This is a genomic window from Bradyrhizobium cajani (genome assembly GCF_009759665.1).
Classification (GTDB): domain Bacteria; phylum Pseudomonadota; class Alphaproteobacteria; order Rhizobiales; family Xanthobacteraceae; genus Bradyrhizobium; species Bradyrhizobium cajani.
Map to the genome: position 1 here is coordinate 427157 of NZ_WQNE01000002.1, position 16265 is coordinate 443421.

The window sequence follows — 16265 nt, forward strand, 5'->3', positions numbered from 1 at the left end:
AGTCTGGACGGCCTAAACGGCATTCTCTGCGAGCAATGATTAAGATTACAACCAGACTGCGCAAATGGCAATACGCTCAATCGGCACAGGTCAGCTCTCGGGTTGAGACCGAGAGGCCGTACCGACTCCAGGGCTGCTTTCCGAGGGCAGAGCGGGGCCGACGAAAGTTGGCGAGGGCTCGCCTTAGCGCGGCAAGAGATTCGTCTTCGCGAGATCGAGCACCTCGTCGCCGCGGCCGTTCATCACGGCGCGCAGGACCCAGAGGCTGAAGCCCTTGATCTGCTCCGGCGTGATGGTCGGCGGCATCGACAATTCCTGCTTGGCGGTGACGACGTCGAGCAGCGCCGGCCCGTCGTGGGCGAGCATCTCCTGCATCACGCCGGGGAGCTCGCCGGGATCCTCGACGCGCCTCGCGAAGATGCCCATCGCGCGCGCCATCGCCGCGAAGTCCGGGTTTTCGAGATCGACATTGGTGTCGACGAATCCTGCGGCCTTCATCTCCAGCGCGACGAACCCGAGCACGCCGTTGTTGAAGACGACCACCTTCACCGGCAGCTTCATCTGCGTCAACGTGATCAGATCGCCCATCAGCATCGTGAACCCGCCGTCGCCCGACAGCGAGATCACCTGACGGCCGGGCTGGGCGGCCTGCGCGCCGATCGCCTGCGGCATGGCGTTGGCCATCGAGCCGTGCACGAAGGAGCCGATCAGCCGGCGGCGGCCGTTCATGTCGAGATAGCGCGCGGCCCACACCGTCGGCGTGCCGACATCGGCGGTGAAGACGGCATCGTCGGACGCATGGTCGCTGATGATTTTCGCCAGATATTGCGGATGGATCGGCTTGCTGCCGGGCGTGCCCCTGGCGAGTGAATCCAGACCTTCGCGGGCCTTCTTGTAGTGCGCGATCGCATCGTCGAGATGCTTGCGCTGGGTCTTGGTCTTCAGCAGCGGCAGCAGCGCCTCGATCGTCAGCTTGACGTCGCCGACGAGGCCGAGATCGATCCTGCACCGCCGTCCCAGATTTTCCGGGCGGATGTCGATCTGCGCAACCTGGCAGTCGGTCGGGAAGAACTGCTTGTACGGAAAATCCGTGCCGAGCATCACCAGCGCGTCGCAGGCGTGCATGGCGGCATAACCCGAGGAGAAGCCGATGAAGCCGGTCATGCCGACGTCGTAGGGATTCTCGTATTCGACATGCTCCTTGCCGCCGAGCGCATGCACGATCGGGCTCTTCAGGGTCTCGGCAAGCTGCATCAGCGGCGCGTGCGCGCCGGCGCAGCCGCGGCCGCAGAACAGTGTGATGCGTTCGGCACCGTTGAGGAGGTCGGCGAGGGCCTGCACCTCATCGGCTTGCGGCACCACCTTCGGCGCCGCCAGCGCGAGCCCGCGCGACGTCGAGATCGCGCGCTTCGGCGGACTGCGGAAGGCGACGTCGCCGGGCATGGCGACCACGGCGACGCCACGCAGGCCCACCGCCGCGCGGATGGCGTTTTCCAGCACGTAAGGCAGCTGGCTCGCATCCGAGATCAGCTCACAATAATGGCTGCATTCGCGAAACAGGTTTTGCGGATGGGTTTCCTGGAAATAACCGCCGCCGATTTCGGCCGAGGGGATCTGCGCCGCGATTGCCAGCACGGGAACACGGCTGCGATGCGCGTCGAACAGGCCGTTGATCAGATGCAGATTGCCGGGACCGCACGAGCCGGCGCACACCGCGAGACTCCCGGTCATCTCGGCTTCGCCGGCCGCGGCGAACGCCGCAACCTCCTCGTGCCGGACATGGATCCATTCGATGGTGCCGCGGCGCCGCAGCGCCTCGGTGAAACCGTTCAGACTGTCGCCGACGATGCCATAGATGCGCTTGACGCCGGCCTGTTCGAGCGTTGCCACGAACAGATCGGCTATGTTGTTGATCGCCATGTCGGCCCCCTCATCTCGCTGGTGCAGCAAGCTAGGATAACGCGCGACAATGACGGCATCACGGCTTGTTTATTGCGGCTCAGTCTTTCGCAATCGCCCGATCGTAGGCTGCGATCGTCGCCTTTGCACGAGCGGCAACATCTGCCGCCGTCATGCCCGGCTTGTAGAGGCTGGAACCGAGCCCGAACGCCGTCACGCCGCCCTTGATGTATTCCGCAAAATTCTGGTCGGAAACGCCGCCGACGGCGGCGATCATCACGCCGGCCGGCAGTACGGCGCGGATCGCGGCAATGCCGGACGCACCGAGCACACTCGCCGGAAAGAACTTCAGGCTCGACGCACCGGAACGCGCCGCAAGCAGCGCTTCGGTCGGTGAGAACACGCCGGGCATCGTCACCATGCCGTGCTGATGCGCACGCGCCAGCACCGCTGTGTCGACATTCGGCGAGACCATGAGCTTGCCGCCGACATCATTGAGACGGTCGACGTCTGCCGCCGTCAGCACCGTGCCAGCGCCGATCAGCACGCCGGCCGGAGCCAGCTTCACGGCGGCCCCGATCGAGCGGAACGGATCGGGCGAGTTCAAGGGAATCTCGATCGCGGTCATGCCGGCCGCGATCAGCTCGCCGACGATGGCCTCGGCTTCCTCGGGCTTCACACCACGCAGGATCGCGACCAGGGGCCGCTTCATCGACGGAAAGGGAACGCTCATCCAGAGACTCCTTCTATTTCGTCCAGATCGCCGCAGCCGCCATCGACAGGCCGCGGCGAACCGCTTCATCGGCATCGATCGGCTTCACGGTGACCGCCAGCGCGTCGAAGGCGAGCCGATACAGCATCGCCAGCCGTCCCGATGCGATCAGCATGATGCCCGCTTTCGGCACCGCGCCGGAGAGTCCTGCCGCCAGCTCGATGCCGATCAACGTGCCCGACAGCGTTTCGCGCGCCGCGGCTGGCGTGCCGCCGAACAGCAGCTGCCGCGACCGCGCGCCGAACAGGAGATTGGCGGCGAAGGCCGGCGCTTCGTAGGCGGCTTTCACCGCCGTCTGGAAGCTCGCAACATCCTCGGCGTCGTCAGCGCCGGCGACCGCGAGCGACAGGATCGTCTCGCGCGAGACCGCGCTGAAGAGCTCGCCGGTCATGAAGGTGGAAAAGTGCTCGACCGCCCCATCCTTCACCCGCACCCATTTCGAATGCGTGCCGGGCATGCAGACCACCGCTTCGCCGGTGGCATCGAGGCCGATCGCGCCGAGCAATTGCGTCTCCTCGCCGCGCATCACGTCCGGCGCTCTTTGGTCGCGTTGCGCGATGCCCGGCAGGATACGGATGTCGCGCGCCTGCTCGGGCACAAGCGCAGCCTGTTTCAGGATCGCCGATAACGGCGCCGGTGTGTCGACATAGCCGGCTTCGACCCAGCCGGTCTTGGCGCCGGCCATGCCACAGACGAGAACCGGCAGATGATCCGGAGCCTCGACCGCAGCAAGGTGCGATTGCAGCACGGTCGCGAACCCGGCCCTGGCCGCAACCAGCATGCCCTCGCCACTGCGGCGCTCGGCCAGGATCTGGCCGGCGCGGTCGATCAGCCAGAGGCGGAAGCTGCTGGTGCCCCAATCCACCGCGACATAGGCGGGTTCAGTCATCTTGACGGGTATCCTCGTCTCACAGCCAAGACACCGTCTCGCGACAATGAGACGGCGCCCTGCAAATCCGCCCCGGGATATCGGCAATTGCCGCCGCAAACCAGCCTTTTCTCGCGGGTCTGAGGCGCCGCTCGCGCTGGCACACCGCTTGCTGCTAGCGCATCGTTTGCTGAAGCATCCCCACTCACGTCCGTGAACCGCGCAACAAGACGCGTCAACATCAGATGAGGAAACCCATGGAGATCGGCTATTTCACGATGCCTTCGCATCCGCCGGAGTGCGGGTTGAAGGAAGGGAACGACTGGGACTTGCAGGTCATGCGCTGGCTCGACGAGCTCGGCTACCAGGAGGCCTGGGTCGGCGAGCACCACACGGCGCCCTGGGAACCCAATCCCACCCCGGACCTTTTGATCGCCCAGGCGCTGATGCAGACCAAGCGGCTGCGCATCGGGCCGGGCGGCTTCCTGCTGCCCTATCACCACCCGGCCGAGCTCGCCAATCGCGTCGCCATGCTCGACCATCTCTCCGAGGGCCGGCTCAATTTCGGCGTCGCGGCCAGCGGCCTGCCGAGCGACTGGGCGATGTTCAACGTCGACGGCATGAGCGGGCAGAACCGCGACATGACCCGCGAGGCGCTGGAGATCATTCTCAAGCTCTGGACCGAGCCGGCCCCGTTCACCCACAAGGGCAAGTTCTGGACGGTGACCAAGCCGGACACGATGTTCGATTTCCTGAAACCCCACATCAAGCCGCTCCAGGCGCCGCATCCGCCGATCGGCGTCGCCGGGCTGTCGAAGAACTCGGACACGCTGAAGCTCGCGGGCGAGCGCGGCTTCATTCCGATGAGCCTCAACCTCAACCCGGCCTATGTCTCCAGCCATTGGGACTCGGTCGAGATCGGCGCCGCCAAGACCGGCCGCAAACCGAACCGGCAGGACTGGCGGCTGGTGCGCGAAGTGTTCGTCGCCGACACCGACGAAGAGGCCTGGAAGCTCTCGACCGGCGACATGATGGGCCGGATGATGCACGAATACTTTCTGCCGCTGCTCGGCCATTTCGGCTTCAAGGACTATCTGAAGCACGCACCCGACGTCCCCGACAGCGACGTCACCGTGGAATATTGCGCCAAGCGGAACTGGATCGTCGGCTCGCCCTCGACCGTCGCCGAGAAGATCGAGAAGATCTACGACGAGGTCGGCGGCTTCGGCGTGCTGCTGGTGTTCGGCTTCGACTACAAGCACAAGGCCGAGGCCTGGCGCCACTCGCTCTCGCTGCTCAGCAACGAGGTGATGCCGCGCCTGAAGCATCTCGGCTCCGCAAAGAAGGCGGCTTGACCCCCGGGCGGGTGCGGCGCGATCGTGCCGCACCCGCTACCGTTACGGAGATGTCCGCGTGAGCGTCGACGCAAAGGATTTCAAGCAGGCGATGCGCCAATGCGCTGGCGCAGTGGCGCTGGTGACGGTCGGCGCCGAGCACGGCAAGCGCACGGGGCTCACGGTGACGTCGGCCTGCTCGCTGTCGGACAATCCGCCGTCGCTGATCGTCTGCGTCAACCGCAACGCCAGCGCGCATGCGCGCATCCGCGAGGAAGGCGCGTTCGCGATCAACTTCCTGCATGAGGATCACGCGCTGCTCGCGCTGACCTTCAGCGGCCAGAAGGGCGTCAACGGCGACGACCGTTTTGCCTTCGGCCAGTGGACAAGCGGTGTGACCGGCGCGCCGGTATTGATCGATGCAGCTGCCGCCTTCGACTGCGTGCTGGCGCAGGAGTTCGAGACGAAAACGCATTCGATCTTCGTCGGCGAAGTGCGCGGCGTGTCGCATCTGGCTTCCGTCGCGCCGCTCGTCTATCTGCGCAGCAACTTCCATACCCCGCAGGAGATGCGCGAGGCGGTCGCGCTCGGCGACCTCGATGCGCGGCATCTGAGCTGGACGGATTTTTCGTGATCTAGAACAGATCATATCCGGGCGTGAGGATGCCGCCCGGGTCATGACGGCGTCTGGCTTCGCGCAGCAGCGGCCATCTCGGGCCGAAATGGTCCGCCCAATCCTGTGATGACATGGCAAGCGCGCTCACCGGGTACAGCATCCCGCCTGCGGCCCGAATGCGATCGTAAATGGCGCGATTCTGCGCGACTTGCCGCTCCGCATTCGCCTTGTCCGCCACCGCAGGGATGCGGATGAGATTGAACGGGAACACGATGCGTTCGTCGGGCAGCCGAAGCAGAGGCGTGCGGCACCGGTCCGTGAACATCGGGTAGTAGGTGATCCGTCCGAGCGGACCGAGGTCATCGCCGTTCAGCCCGGCGATGACCTCGCTTGCAATCTCAAGCGCATTGCTGCCGGGCAGATAGGTCAAAAGCCATGGATGCGGATTGAACCATTGTCCGTTCGATCGCAAGAGCTTTTCGAGCTTGGCGAATGCGTTGGCGTCGTCGCCAAAGGTCAGGTCGGAGACGGTCTCGCGCTTGTCGGTAAGGCCCGCAAACAGAACCTTTTCGTCGGGCAACGTGCTGCCGTCGTAGAAGACCCCCGCTTCCAACTGATAACGCCAGCCGCCGGTACCGTCGGGCACGACAGCCCCCTGCAACTGATCGAAGCGCGACTCGGCCAGGACGCGCCGCTGATCGGCGCTCAATGAAGCAAGATCGGGATAAGACAGCAGATAGCGCCGAACACGTTCGGGTGCGCGCATGAGCGCAAGCGTCGCTCTGGTGATGATCGCGCATTGCGCAAGACCGGCCCGAACGGCATCGAAGAGTTCGGCGTACGAGGTTGGCGAGCAGGTCAGCTCCACGCCTTCGCCGGTGACGATGTCGAGCTCCAGAACCTGGTCGGACTGGAGGCCGTGGCGGGACGACGACCCGCCGATCCCGCCGACGGCGAGCGTGCCGCCGACGGAGAGGCCAAGATAGTTGGTCAGAACCGGCGGGGCGAGCCCTCTGGCCAGGGTTGCGTCGAGCACCGTGTGCCAGGTCGCTCCGGCGTCGACGACGACACGGTCGGGCTCGATGCGATGGATCGTCGTCAGCGCGCCGAGATCCAGTACGATGCCATCTTCGGCCATGGCCCGGCCGTAGGTCGCGTGGCCCTGCCCGCGTGCCGCAACCTTCAGCCCTTGTTGCCTGGCCCAGCGCAGGATCTCGGCGACCTCGCCGCTCGTTGCGGGCTTGCAGACAGCCCGTGGCCGCCTGGAAATGATCTGACCGAAATCGCGTGCGGCCGCCGCGCAGGATTCCGCATCATCCGCAAGCAGGACCTTGGATGGCCGCAGGTCGCCCGCGCCCGTCGGCGGTCCGGCAAAGCTGGCGGAGGCCAGCGTCGCGGTGACGCTGACGCCCGCATGCAAGAGTGTACGTCGATCAGGAGTCATGATGCAGTCCTTTGCGGCGCTGAGCGGATGTGCCCCCGCGCTTCAAGCTGCGATCGACCGCTGGCCGGGACAACCGGCGCGCTGCGGGATAGACACTCCCGCTATCCGGTAGAATGACGCGTTCCCCAACGCGCCCGCGGAAATGGCGTCATCGGCGTCGATGTCAAAGTCGCTCGTGCTTCAGCTTCTCCGCCAGCAGGTCCACGAAGAGACGCGTCTTGGCAGGCGGTATCGCGCTCGGCGGAAACACGGCGTGCACCGGCATCCGGGGCGCCTCGAAATCTTCCAGCACGATCTCGAGCGCTCCGTGATAGATGAGGTCACGGATCTGCCAGAACGGACCGTAGCCGACGCCGATGCCATGACAGGCCGCGGCATGCAGGGCCGTAGTATGATCGGCTCGAAAGCGGCCGTTCACCTGCACCGTCTTCACCTCGCCGCCAAGCTGGAACCGCCACATGTCCGTGTTGCCCCGGCCGGTCTCGCGCACGATGCATTGATGATCGGCCAGATCGTCGGGATGCCGTGGACGGCCATGGCGCGCGAAATAGCCGGGCGCGCCGTACACGACCGTGCGCAACTCGCCGAGCCGCCGGACCTTCAGCGACGAGTCCGGCAACTCCCTGATCCGGACGGCGAGGTCGAAACCATCCCCGACGACGTCGATCGGCCGATCGGACACATGGAGATCCGCCTCGATCCGCGGATAGCGCGCCATGAATGCGGCGATGGCTGGCACGACGTGCGTCGATCCGAACAGGACGGGCGCGGCAATGCGCAAGAGACCGGATGGCTCGACGCGCCGATTGGCCGCTTCCAGCCGCGCCTCGTTGATCTCGGCGTAGGCCGGCTTGACGCGACGATAGAACGCCAGTCCCGCTTCGGTCGCCACCGATTGCCGGGTGGTTCGTCGCACCAGTTCGACACCGACGCTGCGCTCCAGCGCGGCGAGGACCCGGTTGACGGACTGGAGCGACCGTCCCAGTTGCCGCGCGGCCGCGGTCTGGCTGCCGGCTTCGATGACAGCCAGAAAGACTTCGATCTCCTCCATCGAATCCTCTCCTTGCCTCGTTGTGGTGAAATGCATGGTCACGCGGGTGCCCGGCACCCGCTCACGCAAGCTGCACGAGGATTCCGGAGATCTTTCGGCAAAACCCGAGCCGCGGAACTAGGACGGGCCCGTGTCGACCTTCAGCACCTTGATCTTCCGATACAGCGTGGCCCGGCTGAGCTTTAGCGTGCGCGCGGCCTCCGCGACGCGGCCGCCATGCTTGCGCAGGGCGTCGACGATCGTCGCGCGTTCGGCTGCGGCGAGATCGGGCTCTGCTCTCCGCCCGCGGAATGGCGGCAAGTCGAGGTCAGCGTCGGCGATGATGCCATTCTCCGCCGTGCAGCCGGCGAGCCGCAGCACGTGGCGGAGCTGGCGCATGTTGCCGGGGAACGGATAGGCCGCGAGCTGCGACCAGGCACTGTCCGAGAGACGGCAGTTCGGCGCCTCCTCGCGCGCGATCTGGCGGATGACGTCGTCGCGGTCGGCGCGCTCGCGTAACGCCGGCAAATGCACCTCCATGCCACGCAGACGGAAATAGAGGTCGGCGCGGAAGCCTCCCTCCTCGGCCAGGCGACCGAGATCGCGATGGGTGGCGCTGATCAGGCGGATGTCGACCGGTACCGGCTTGAGCGCGCCGAGGGGCCAGACCTCGCGGTTCTCCAGCACGCGCAACAGGCGCGTCTGCAGCGCGATCGGCATGTCGCCGATCTCGTCGAGGAACAGCGTGCCGCCGTCGGCCTGCACGATCAGGCCCTTTGAGCCGTCGCGCCGCGCGCCGGTGAAGGCGCCGGCCTCGTAGCCGAACAGTTCGGCATCGATCAGGCTCTCCGGCATCGCCGCGCAATTCAGCGCGACGTAATGATTGCGCGCGCGACTGCTCGCCGCATGAATGGCGCGCGCGAACACGTCCTTGCCGACGCCGGTCTCGCCATGCAGCAGCACCGGCAGATTGTGATCGCCGATGCTTCTGAGCCGCTTCACGCTCCTGATCAGGCCGGGGTCGCGTCCAGCGAGCCTGTGCAGCGCATCGAAGCGGTCGACAGGCGCATCGCGGCGCTGAGTGAGCGGGCGCGCACGCTGCGGCGGCGCGATCTGGCCCTGGCCCAACGGCCTGCCATCGGCGCGGCGCAGCTCGACGATCTCGTCCGCGCCGCGTGCGGCGCGATGGTCGAACCTGATGTAGCGCGACAGGTCGATGCCGGATGCGATCAGGCCGTCGGTGAGGCCCAGCAGTGCGCGGGCCGAACGGCAGGCGCCGACGATGCGGTGGTCGTCATCATAGGCGAGCAGGCCGCTGCCGCCGTTATCCGGCACGGTCGCGATCCAGGCGTTGCGGAAATGGCCGCGGAAGATCGCGCCTTCCATCCGCCGCGTCGCCTCCATCGTCACCGCGAGCGCGAGCTGGTGCGCGGCGCGGCTGAGGTCGTCACGACAGGACGTGATGTTGACGGCGCCTGCAATGCGACCGGCTTCGTCGAACAAGGGCGTCACCGCGCAGGAGAAGATGCCCCACTGCTCGCGAAAATGCTCGTCGCGATGGACCAGGATCGGTTTCTGCTCCGCAAGGCAGGTGCCGAGCCCGTTGGTGCCCTCGAAGGCCTCCGAAAAGTTCGAGCCGGTGTAAACCTTCCAGCGCAGGAAGATCTCGGTGTCGGCCTCGCCCGGCAACCGGCTGAGCAGCATGGTCGCGTTGACATCGGCGAGATTGACGCAATAGCCGGCGTCGCGCAGCACGCGGGCGAGATCGTCGAGCTCGGGCGTGAGCAGGCGGATGGTCTCTTCCATCGGCTCGGCGACGTGACGGACCTCGGCTTCGGTGAGGGTCTGCGGCGGACCCCGGCGGGCGGGATCGAGCTTGTGACTGACCAGGCAGCGCCGCCAGGAATTGGCGATCCGCGAAGAGGCGTCGACGTCGGCCACGTGGTTGGCGACGGACAAGACACGGGCGACATGGTTCGAGGCCGAAAGGCTGGCCATCGCGGACGTCTCCACCCTGTATTATTGCGCAAAGTCTGGCACCGCAGGCGGGGATGTCAATCGGGAACCGGGAACGCCGAGTGGCGCCGCCACCTCTCTCTATCGTCATTCCGGGGCGGCTCGAAGAGCCGAACTACGGTGCGCCATTGCGCACCTGAGAATCTCGAGATTCCGGGTTCGATGCTTCGCATCGTCCCGGAATGACGGCTGAAGCGACGGCCAGGACCCAATCAAGATTGCTGCACCGCCCTCACCACGTATCGATGCACGGCCGCTTCTTCCCCGTTCTCGCGGGCGGCTTCGGCACCGAGCGCAGGCCCGCCATGATCCAGCGGCGTGTCTCGGCGGGGTCGACGACGTTGTCGATCTCGAACACCGAGGCGATCGAGACCGCCTTGCCGTTGGCGTAGAGCTCGGCGACCTTGTTGCGGTAATAGGTCTCGCGCTCTTCGGGGTCGGCGATCGCCTCCATCTCCTTGCGGAAGCCGAGGCGGACGTAGCCTTCGAGGCCCATGCCGCCGAACTCGCCAGTCGGCCAGGCCGCCGTGAAGAAGGACGCATGGAAGCCGCCGCCGATCATCGACTGCGCCCCCAGCCCATAACCCTTGCGCAGCACGATGCCGAACAACGGCACGGTGAGGCTGGCGCCGGTCACGAACATGCGCGAGACGTGGCGCACGATCGCGGTCTTCTCGGCTTCGGGGCCAACCATGAAGCCGGGCGTGTCGCAGAGCGAGACGATCGGCAGATCGAAGGCGTCGCAGAGCTGGAGGAAGCGCGCGGCCTTGTCGCCGGCATCGGCATCGATCGCGCCGCCGAGATGGCGCGGATTGTTGGCGATCAGTCCGAACGGCTTGCCCTCGATGCGGATCAGCGCAGTGATCATGCCGACGCCGTAGTCGCGACGCAGCTCCAGCACGGAATCCTTGTCCGCGACGAGGTCGATCACGCTGCGGATGTCGTAAACGCGCAGGCGGTTCTCGGGGATCGCGCGACGGAGCAGGCGCTGGTCGGCGGCCTGCCACTCCGTCACCGCGCCCTGGAAATAGGACAGGTATTTCTGCGCGACGCGTGTCGCCTCCTCCTCGTCCTCGACCAGGATGTCGACGACGCCGTTCGGCGACTGGAACGAGACCGGGCCGACCTCGGCCGGGTGATAGACACCGAGCCCGCCGCCTTCGATCATGGCCGGGCCGCCCATGCCGATCGAGGCGTTCCTGGTGGCAATGATGACGTCGCAGCAGCCGAGCATCGCGGCGTTGCCCGCGAAGCAATAGCCGGAGACGACGCCGATCACCGGCACGAGGCCGGAGAGCCTTGCGAACTGCACGAAAGACGGGCCGTCGAGGCCGGTCATGCCGAGCCGGTCGGTGTCGCCGGGCCGGCCGCCGCCGCCTTCGGCGTAGAACACCAGCGGCACGCGCCAGTCTTCCGCCAGCGTCAGCATGCGGTCGATCTTCTTGTGGTTCATGTGGCCCTGCGTGCCCGCGAGCACGGTGTAGTCATAGGCCACGACGATACAGCGGCCGCCTTCAGGCCCGAACTTCTCGGCGTTGACGGTGGCAACCCCCATGACGAGACCGTCGGCCGGCGTGTTCTTGATGAGATCGTCGAGCTTGCGACGGCGGCGCTGCGCGGCGATGGCGAGGCTGCCGTACTCCATGAACGAGCCTTCGTCGACGAGCTGCGCGACATTCTCGCGTGCGGTGCGCTGGTTGGTGTTGCGGCGGCGCTCGACCGAGGCCGGCCGGTTTTCATCGAGCGTGTTGGCCTGGCGGGCGATCAGCTCGGCCAGATCGGGGCGAATGTGATCGAGATCGATGTCGGTTTCCGCCGCCGTGCTATCAGCCGCGACGTCGAGCGGCTCCAGATACATGATCGGCTCGCCATGCATCAGCGTGACGCCGTCGCCGGCGACCAGCTTCATGACGCGGCCGCCCTGCTCGGCCATGACGAGGTGCTCCATCTTCATGGACTCGATCACCGCGAGCTGCTGTCCCGGGCGTACGATCTCGCCTTCCTGCACCTGGATCGTGACGATGGTTCCCTGCAAGGGCGCCGCGACCATCACCGCGCCTTCGGGCACGACTTGCGCGACGTGCGCCTCGGTGCCGTGAGCGCTGCTTCGCTCCGTCGCAGCAAAGTAGAGCGGCTTTGCTGCGCCATCAGCCGCCTCCACGAGCTTGCCGACGTTGCAGTCGATGAAATCGGTCGCGATGCGGTTGGTCCTGAAATCGGGATGCGCCAGCACCGCCTGGAGGAAGGCGATATTGGTGACCACGCCGTCGATCCGGAACTCACGCAGGGCGCGCGCGGCCTTCGCGACCACGTCGTGCCAGGCTTCACCCGGCGTATGCACGATGACCTTGGCCAGCAGCGAGTCGAAGGCAGCGCTGGTCTTGTAGCCGGCATAGCCAAAGCTATCGACGCGGACGCCCGGCCCCGACGGCGGCTCGAACACGGCGAGCACGCCGCCGGTCGGATGCGTCGCCCCCAGCTCGTCCAGCGTCTCCATGTTGACGCGGAGCTGCATGGCATGGCCGCGCGGCTTCGGGATCGAAGCCTGCGCAAGGCCGAGCGACGCCAGCGAGGTTCCTGCAGCGACCGCGAGCTGGGCACGGACGAGGTCGAGGCCGAGCACCTCTTCGGTGACGGTGTGCTCGACCTGGAGCCGCGGATTGGCCTCGATGAAGGCAAAGCTGTCCTCGGCAGTGCCGTCGACCAGGAACTCGAAGGTGCCGAGATTGTCGTAAGCGGCAGCCGTCGCGAGCTGCTTTGCCGCCTCGATGATACGGCCGCGCAAGCCGTCGCTGAGCGATGGGCTCGGCGCCACCTCGATCAGCTTCTGGTGCCGGCGCTGGATGGTGCATTCGCGCTCCCAGAGATGGGAGATCCCGCCGTGGCGGTCGCCGATGATCTGCACCTCGATGTGGCGCGCCTGCCGGATCAGCCGTTCGGCATAGACGCCGTCGAAGCCGAACGCTGCCCTGGCTTCGGACTGGCAGCGCGCAAAGGCCTCCGCGAGATCGGATGCGTTCTCGACCACGCGCATGCCGCGGCCACCGCCGCCGGCCATTGCCTTGATCACGATCGCCGCATGGCTGCCGAGGGACGCAAAGAACCCGGTGATTTCCTCCAGCGAGGACGGCCCACTGGTACCGGCGATGATCGGCACGCCGCAGCGTTTTGCCAGTTGCCGTGCCGCAACCTTGTCGCCGAACAGTTCGAGCGCGGCCGGCTTCGGTCCGACGAAGGCGATGCCGGCATCGGCGCAGGCTTTGGCGAACGCGGCGTTCTCGCTGAGGAAGCCATAGCCGGGATGCACGGCATCGCAGCCAGCCGCGCTTGCAGCCTTTACCACCGCGTCGATGTCGAGATAAGCGCGCGCGCCGCGGCCGGGGATTTCGACTGCCTCATCGGCAACGCGCACGTGCAGCGAGAGCGCATCGTCGGCCGGATGGATCGCCACCGTCGCGATGCCGGCATCGGCCGCCGCGCGTGCGATGCGGATGGCGATCTCGCCGCGGTTGGCGATCAGGAGCTTCTTGAACGACATGCAGCGGTCTCCATGCCCGCGAGGAGAGGCGCGGGTCGGCAGGTTCGATGATCCTGCTTCTTCACTTTAACCGCAGCCGTCAAGGGCGGGAAAGCCGGTCGCGATGACCACTCCCGCGGGCCGGAATTTCGATCGGCCGCGCGAGCCGTGACGAGGCCAATAATCCACGTCACGGCAGACCGGATCGGCGAAGATCAGGCCGCCCGCACACCCGCAACGAAGGCGCTGACCTCGTTCTCGAGGGATTGCAGCTTCTGGGTCAGCCGGCCGCTCGATTGCAGCACGAGACCGGCGGCCTGGCCGGTCTCGGCCGTCGCGTCTGAAACGCCGGAGATGTTTTGCGAGACCTGATCGGTGCCGGAGGCCGCCTCCTGCACGCTGTGGGCGATCGCCTGTGTCGCGGCGCCCTGCTCCTCGACCGCGGCCGCGATCGACGAGGAGATCTCGTTGACCTCCATGATGGTAGCGCGGATGCTCTCGATGTTGCCGACGACCTGATTGGTCTCGGCCTGGATCGCGGTGATCTGCGCACCGATCTCGTCGGTCGCCTTCGCGGTCTGGCTCGCCAGCGACTTCACTTCGCTCGCGACCACGGCAAAGCCCTTGCCGGCTTCGCCGGCCCGCGCCGCCTCGATGGTCGCGTTGAGCGCGAGCAGATTGGTCTGCGAGGCGATCTGGTTGATGAGGTCGATAACCTCGCCGATCTTGTGCGCGGCGGCGGCCAGCCCCTGCACCGTGTCGTTGGTGCGCTGACCGTCGGCGGCGGCCTTGTCGGCCACGCTTGCAGCCTGCGCGACGCGCTGGCTGATTTCGGTGATGGAGGACGACAGCTGGCCGGCCGCCGAGGCCACCGTCTGCACGTTGCTGGAGGCCTGCTGGCAGGCGGTGGCGACGAAGCTCGCGCGATCGGTCGCCTTGTTCGCGGTCTCCGACATGCCTTGCGCGGCCTGCTGCATCGCGCGCGCCTCGTTGAAGACGTCGCGGACGACGGCCTGGACGCTCGCCTCGAACTTGCCGGCGAGATCAGTCATCGCCTTGCGCTTCTCGTCGTCGGCCTTCTGCTTGAGTTCCTGCTGCTCGGCATGCATCCGGCCCACCGCCGACGCATTGTCCTTGAACACGGCGAGCGCCTTGGCGAGCCCGCCGACCTCGTCGCTGCGGTTGGTGTAGGGCACCTCGAACGCGCTGTCGCCGGCAGCGAGGCGCTCGGTCAGTGAAGTGATTTTTGCCAGCGGCCGGGTGACGCTGCGGCCGATCAGGAAGGAGGCGCCGAGGACGAGGACCAGGACAGCCAGACAAATGTAGGCGAACGTCATCGCGTTCTGACGGAAGACGGCGTCGACGTCATCGAGATAAATGCCGGTGCCGATGATCCAGCCCCAGGGCGCAAAGCCCTTCACATAGGAGATTTTTGCGACCGGCTGGTCGAAGCCGGGCTTCGGCCAGAGATAGCTGTAGAAGCCCGCCCTTTGCTTGTTGACGACGTCAACGAAGCCCATGAACAGCGCGTTGCCGGCAGGATCCTTCATCCCGGAGAGATCCTTGCCGTCGAGTTCGGGCTTGATCGGATGCATGACCATCCTGGGGGCCATGTCGTTGATCCAGAAATATTCGACCTTGTCGTAGCGCAGGCTCTTGATTTCAGCCATCGCGCCGGCCTGGGCCTGCTCGCGCGAGAGTTTTCCCTCGCTCTCGAGCCTCTGGTAGTGCGCCAGGATGCCGTAGCCGACATCCACCATGTGTTGCGTCTTGGCCTGGCGATCGGCGACCATCTGCGCGCGCAGGGTCGAAAGCGCGATCGGGACCAGCGCGATCATGCCGAGAAGGCTGATGCCGACAATCAGGACCAGCTTAAAACTGATGCGGGAGAAAATCATCGGTGCTCACAAGAAATTGGAAGGGCTGATATGCGAGTTTATCCCGTTCCCCTTAGCAAAGCTTTAAGCATTGGACTCCCGAAAACCCCGCAAGATTGCATGGGCGCGGCCGCCATACATCCAGCGTCCATCTGCTTCTCCTGATGCCTCGCCATCGCTGGAGAGTTTGGAATTCATCGACGCTCCCCTTGTTTGGAATAGTTCAAGACAAGGCTGGCTGCAGCGGCGACTCCAGGCTCTTTAGATCTAGAAGACCTCGATATCGCCCCTTCGAGCGTTGACTTGCGAAGGGCTGTGGCAGAACGATCGGCGCAGATCATCGGCGCCAGCCGTGGCGTCAACGCAGCCAAAGGCCAGAGGCTCAATGCATCAATCGACATACGGCAGAACCCTCGATCTCCCTGCGCTGAGCGCGGCAGAACGGCTCTTCATCTGGGGATTTCGGGCCAAGGCACGCAGCGGAAGCGCCGTTCCGACCGCGGCCGACATCCAGCAGGTGTACGACCACTTTCGCGTCGGCGATGCCGTGCCTTCGCTGGAGTCCATCATCGAGATCTTTGCATGCACGGCGCATACGGCCATCGAAGTGCACTGCCCAACTTGTCCAAAGATGTCGGAGAGCGAGCATGGCATCTTGCGGGCGATCGCCGCTGCGCAGAAAGAGCGCGACGATGTCGCGCGCGAGCAGTTCGAGTGCTGGCTGCCGCCGGTGGGCGCGGATTGGGCGCTGGCGCCGGTCCGGGGACTTGCGACGATCTTCCGCATGGCCGGTCTCATTCTGCCTGACCGGCACGTCCGCTCATTCGACCATGACCGGATCTTGGCGATGAAGAGCTGGCTTGTAGGCAGTCCCACGCTGCACTGACGGGAT

The 16265-nt window shown here is 65.9% G+C and carries 11 protein-coding genes; 3 read left to right on the plus strand and 8 right to left on the minus strand.

Going from position 1 to position 16265, the window contains the following annotated elements:
• Nucleotides 1-183: 183 nt before the first annotated feature.
• The 3 genes from poxB to GPL20_RS04700 all read right to left on the minus strand — a co-directional run bounded on the left by poxB (nucleotide 184) and on the right by GPL20_RS04700 (nucleotide 3560).
• On the minus strand, nucleotides 184-1920 hold the full coding sequence (poxB, locus tag GPL20_RS04690) for a ubiquinone-dependent pyruvate dehydrogenase (RefSeq protein ID WP_157328116.1): 1737 nt from the start codon (nucleotides 1918-1920) through the stop codon (nucleotides 184-186).
• Nucleotides 1921-1999: 79 nt separating this feature from the next.
• Entirely contained in the window at nucleotides 2000-2632 is a 633-nt protein-coding gene (locus tag GPL20_RS04695; RefSeq protein ID WP_157328118.1) for a 2-dehydro-3-deoxy-6-phosphogalactonate aldolase, read from the minus strand.
• Between the two features lie 13 nt (nucleotides 2633-2645).
• Nucleotides 2646-3560, minus strand: a complete 915-nt coding sequence (locus GPL20_RS04700) for a 2-dehydro-3-deoxygalactonokinase (RefSeq protein ID WP_157328120.1) — start codon at nucleotides 3558-3560, stop codon at nucleotides 2646-2648.
• Between the two features lie 236 nt (nucleotides 3561-3796).
• On the opposite strand from GPL20_RS04700, the gene GPL20_RS04705 reads away from it, so the two are divergent.
• Complete coding sequence (locus GPL20_RS04705) at nucleotides 3797-4894, plus strand: LLM class flavin-dependent oxidoreductase (RefSeq protein ID WP_157328250.1); 1098 nt, start codon at nucleotides 3797-3799, stop codon at nucleotides 4892-4894.
• 58 nt (nucleotides 4895-4952) lie between these two features.
• Nucleotides 4953-5507 (plus strand): flavin reductase family protein, encoded by a 555-nt coding sequence (locus GPL20_RS04710; protein ID WP_254125676.1) that lies wholly within the window; start codon nucleotides 4953-4955, stop codon nucleotides 5505-5507.
• A gap of 1 nt (nucleotide 5508) precedes the next feature.
• Here GPL20_RS04710 and GPL20_RS04715 read toward each other — a convergent pair whose 3' ends face one another.
• The 5 genes from GPL20_RS04715 to GPL20_RS04740 all read right to left on the minus strand — a co-directional run bounded on the left by GPL20_RS04715 (nucleotide 5509) and on the right by GPL20_RS04740 (nucleotide 15394).
• A complete protein-coding gene (locus tag GPL20_RS04715) occupies nucleotides 5509-6909 on the minus strand; it encodes an FAD-binding protein (protein WP_246250093.1) in 1401 nt (466 codons plus the stop codon).
• A 187-nt stretch (nucleotides 6910-7096) separates the two neighbouring features.
• The gene (locus tag GPL20_RS04720) at nucleotides 7097-7984 is read right to left on the minus strand and encodes a LysR family transcriptional regulator (protein ID WP_167532888.1); all 888 of its coding nucleotides are present in this window, start codon (nucleotides 7982-7984) and stop codon (nucleotides 7097-7099) included.
• Nucleotides 7985-8101: 117 nt separating this feature from the next.
• Nucleotides 8102-9961 (minus strand): sigma-54-dependent Fis family transcriptional regulator, encoded by a 1860-nt coding sequence (locus GPL20_RS04725; RefSeq protein WP_157328124.1) that lies wholly within the window; start codon nucleotides 9959-9961, stop codon nucleotides 8102-8104.
• Between the two features lie 250 nt (nucleotides 9962-10211).
• Nucleotides 10212-13517 (minus strand): acetyl-CoA carboxylase family protein, encoded by a 3306-nt coding sequence (locus GPL20_RS04735; protein ID WP_157328127.1) that lies wholly within the window; start codon nucleotides 13515-13517, stop codon nucleotides 10212-10214.
• A 194-nt stretch (nucleotides 13518-13711) separates the two neighbouring features.
• On the minus strand, nucleotides 13712-15394 hold the full coding sequence (locus tag GPL20_RS04740) for a methyl-accepting chemotaxis protein (RefSeq protein ID WP_157328129.1): 1683 nt from the start codon (nucleotides 15392-15394) through the stop codon (nucleotides 13712-13714).
• Between the two features lie 364 nt (nucleotides 15395-15758).
• Here GPL20_RS04740 and GPL20_RS04745 point away from each other — a divergent pair, with 364 nt between their 5' ends.
• Nucleotides 15759-16259: a hypothetical protein gene (locus GPL20_RS04745; protein WP_157328131.1), complete on the plus strand. Its 501-nt coding sequence runs from the start codon at nucleotides 15759-15761 to the stop codon at nucleotides 16257-16259.
• Nucleotides 16260-16265: the final 6 nt, after the last annotated feature.

Bases quoted from the DNA above. Each gene is read 5' to 3' on its own strand.
- poxB (WP_157328116.1), bottom strand. From the start codon at position 1,920: ATGGCGATCAACAACATAGCCGATCTGTTCGTGGCAACGCTCGAACAG.
- GPL20_RS04695 (WP_157328118.1), bottom strand. From the start codon at position 2,632: ATGAGCGTTCCCTTTCCGTCGATGAAGCGGCCCCTGGTCGCGATCCTG.
- GPL20_RS04700 (WP_157328120.1), bottom strand. From the start codon at position 3,560: ATGACTGAACCCGCCTATGTCGCGGTGGATTGGGGCACCAGCAGCTTC.
- GPL20_RS04705 (WP_157328250.1), top strand. From the start codon at position 3,797: ATGGAGATCGGCTATTTCACGATGCCTTCGCATCCGCCGGAGTGCGGG.
- GPL20_RS04720 (WP_167532888.1), bottom strand. From the start codon at position 7,984: ATGGAGGAGATCGAAGTCTTTCTGGCTGTCATCGAAGCCGGCAGCCAG.
- GPL20_RS04725 (WP_157328124.1), bottom strand. From the start codon at position 9,961: ATGGCCAGCCTTTCGGCCTCGAACCATGTCGCCCGTGTCTTGTCCGTC.
- GPL20_RS04735 (WP_157328127.1), bottom strand. From the start codon at position 13,517: ATGTCGTTCAAGAAGCTCCTGATCGCCAACCGCGGCGAGATCGCCATC.
- GPL20_RS04740 (WP_157328129.1), bottom strand. From the start codon at position 15,394: ATGATTTTCTCCCGCATCAGTTTTAAGCTGGTCCTGATTGTCGGCATC.
- GPL20_RS04745 (WP_157328131.1), top strand. From the start codon at position 15,759: ATGCATCAATCGACATACGGCAGAACCCTCGATCTCCCTGCGCTGAGC.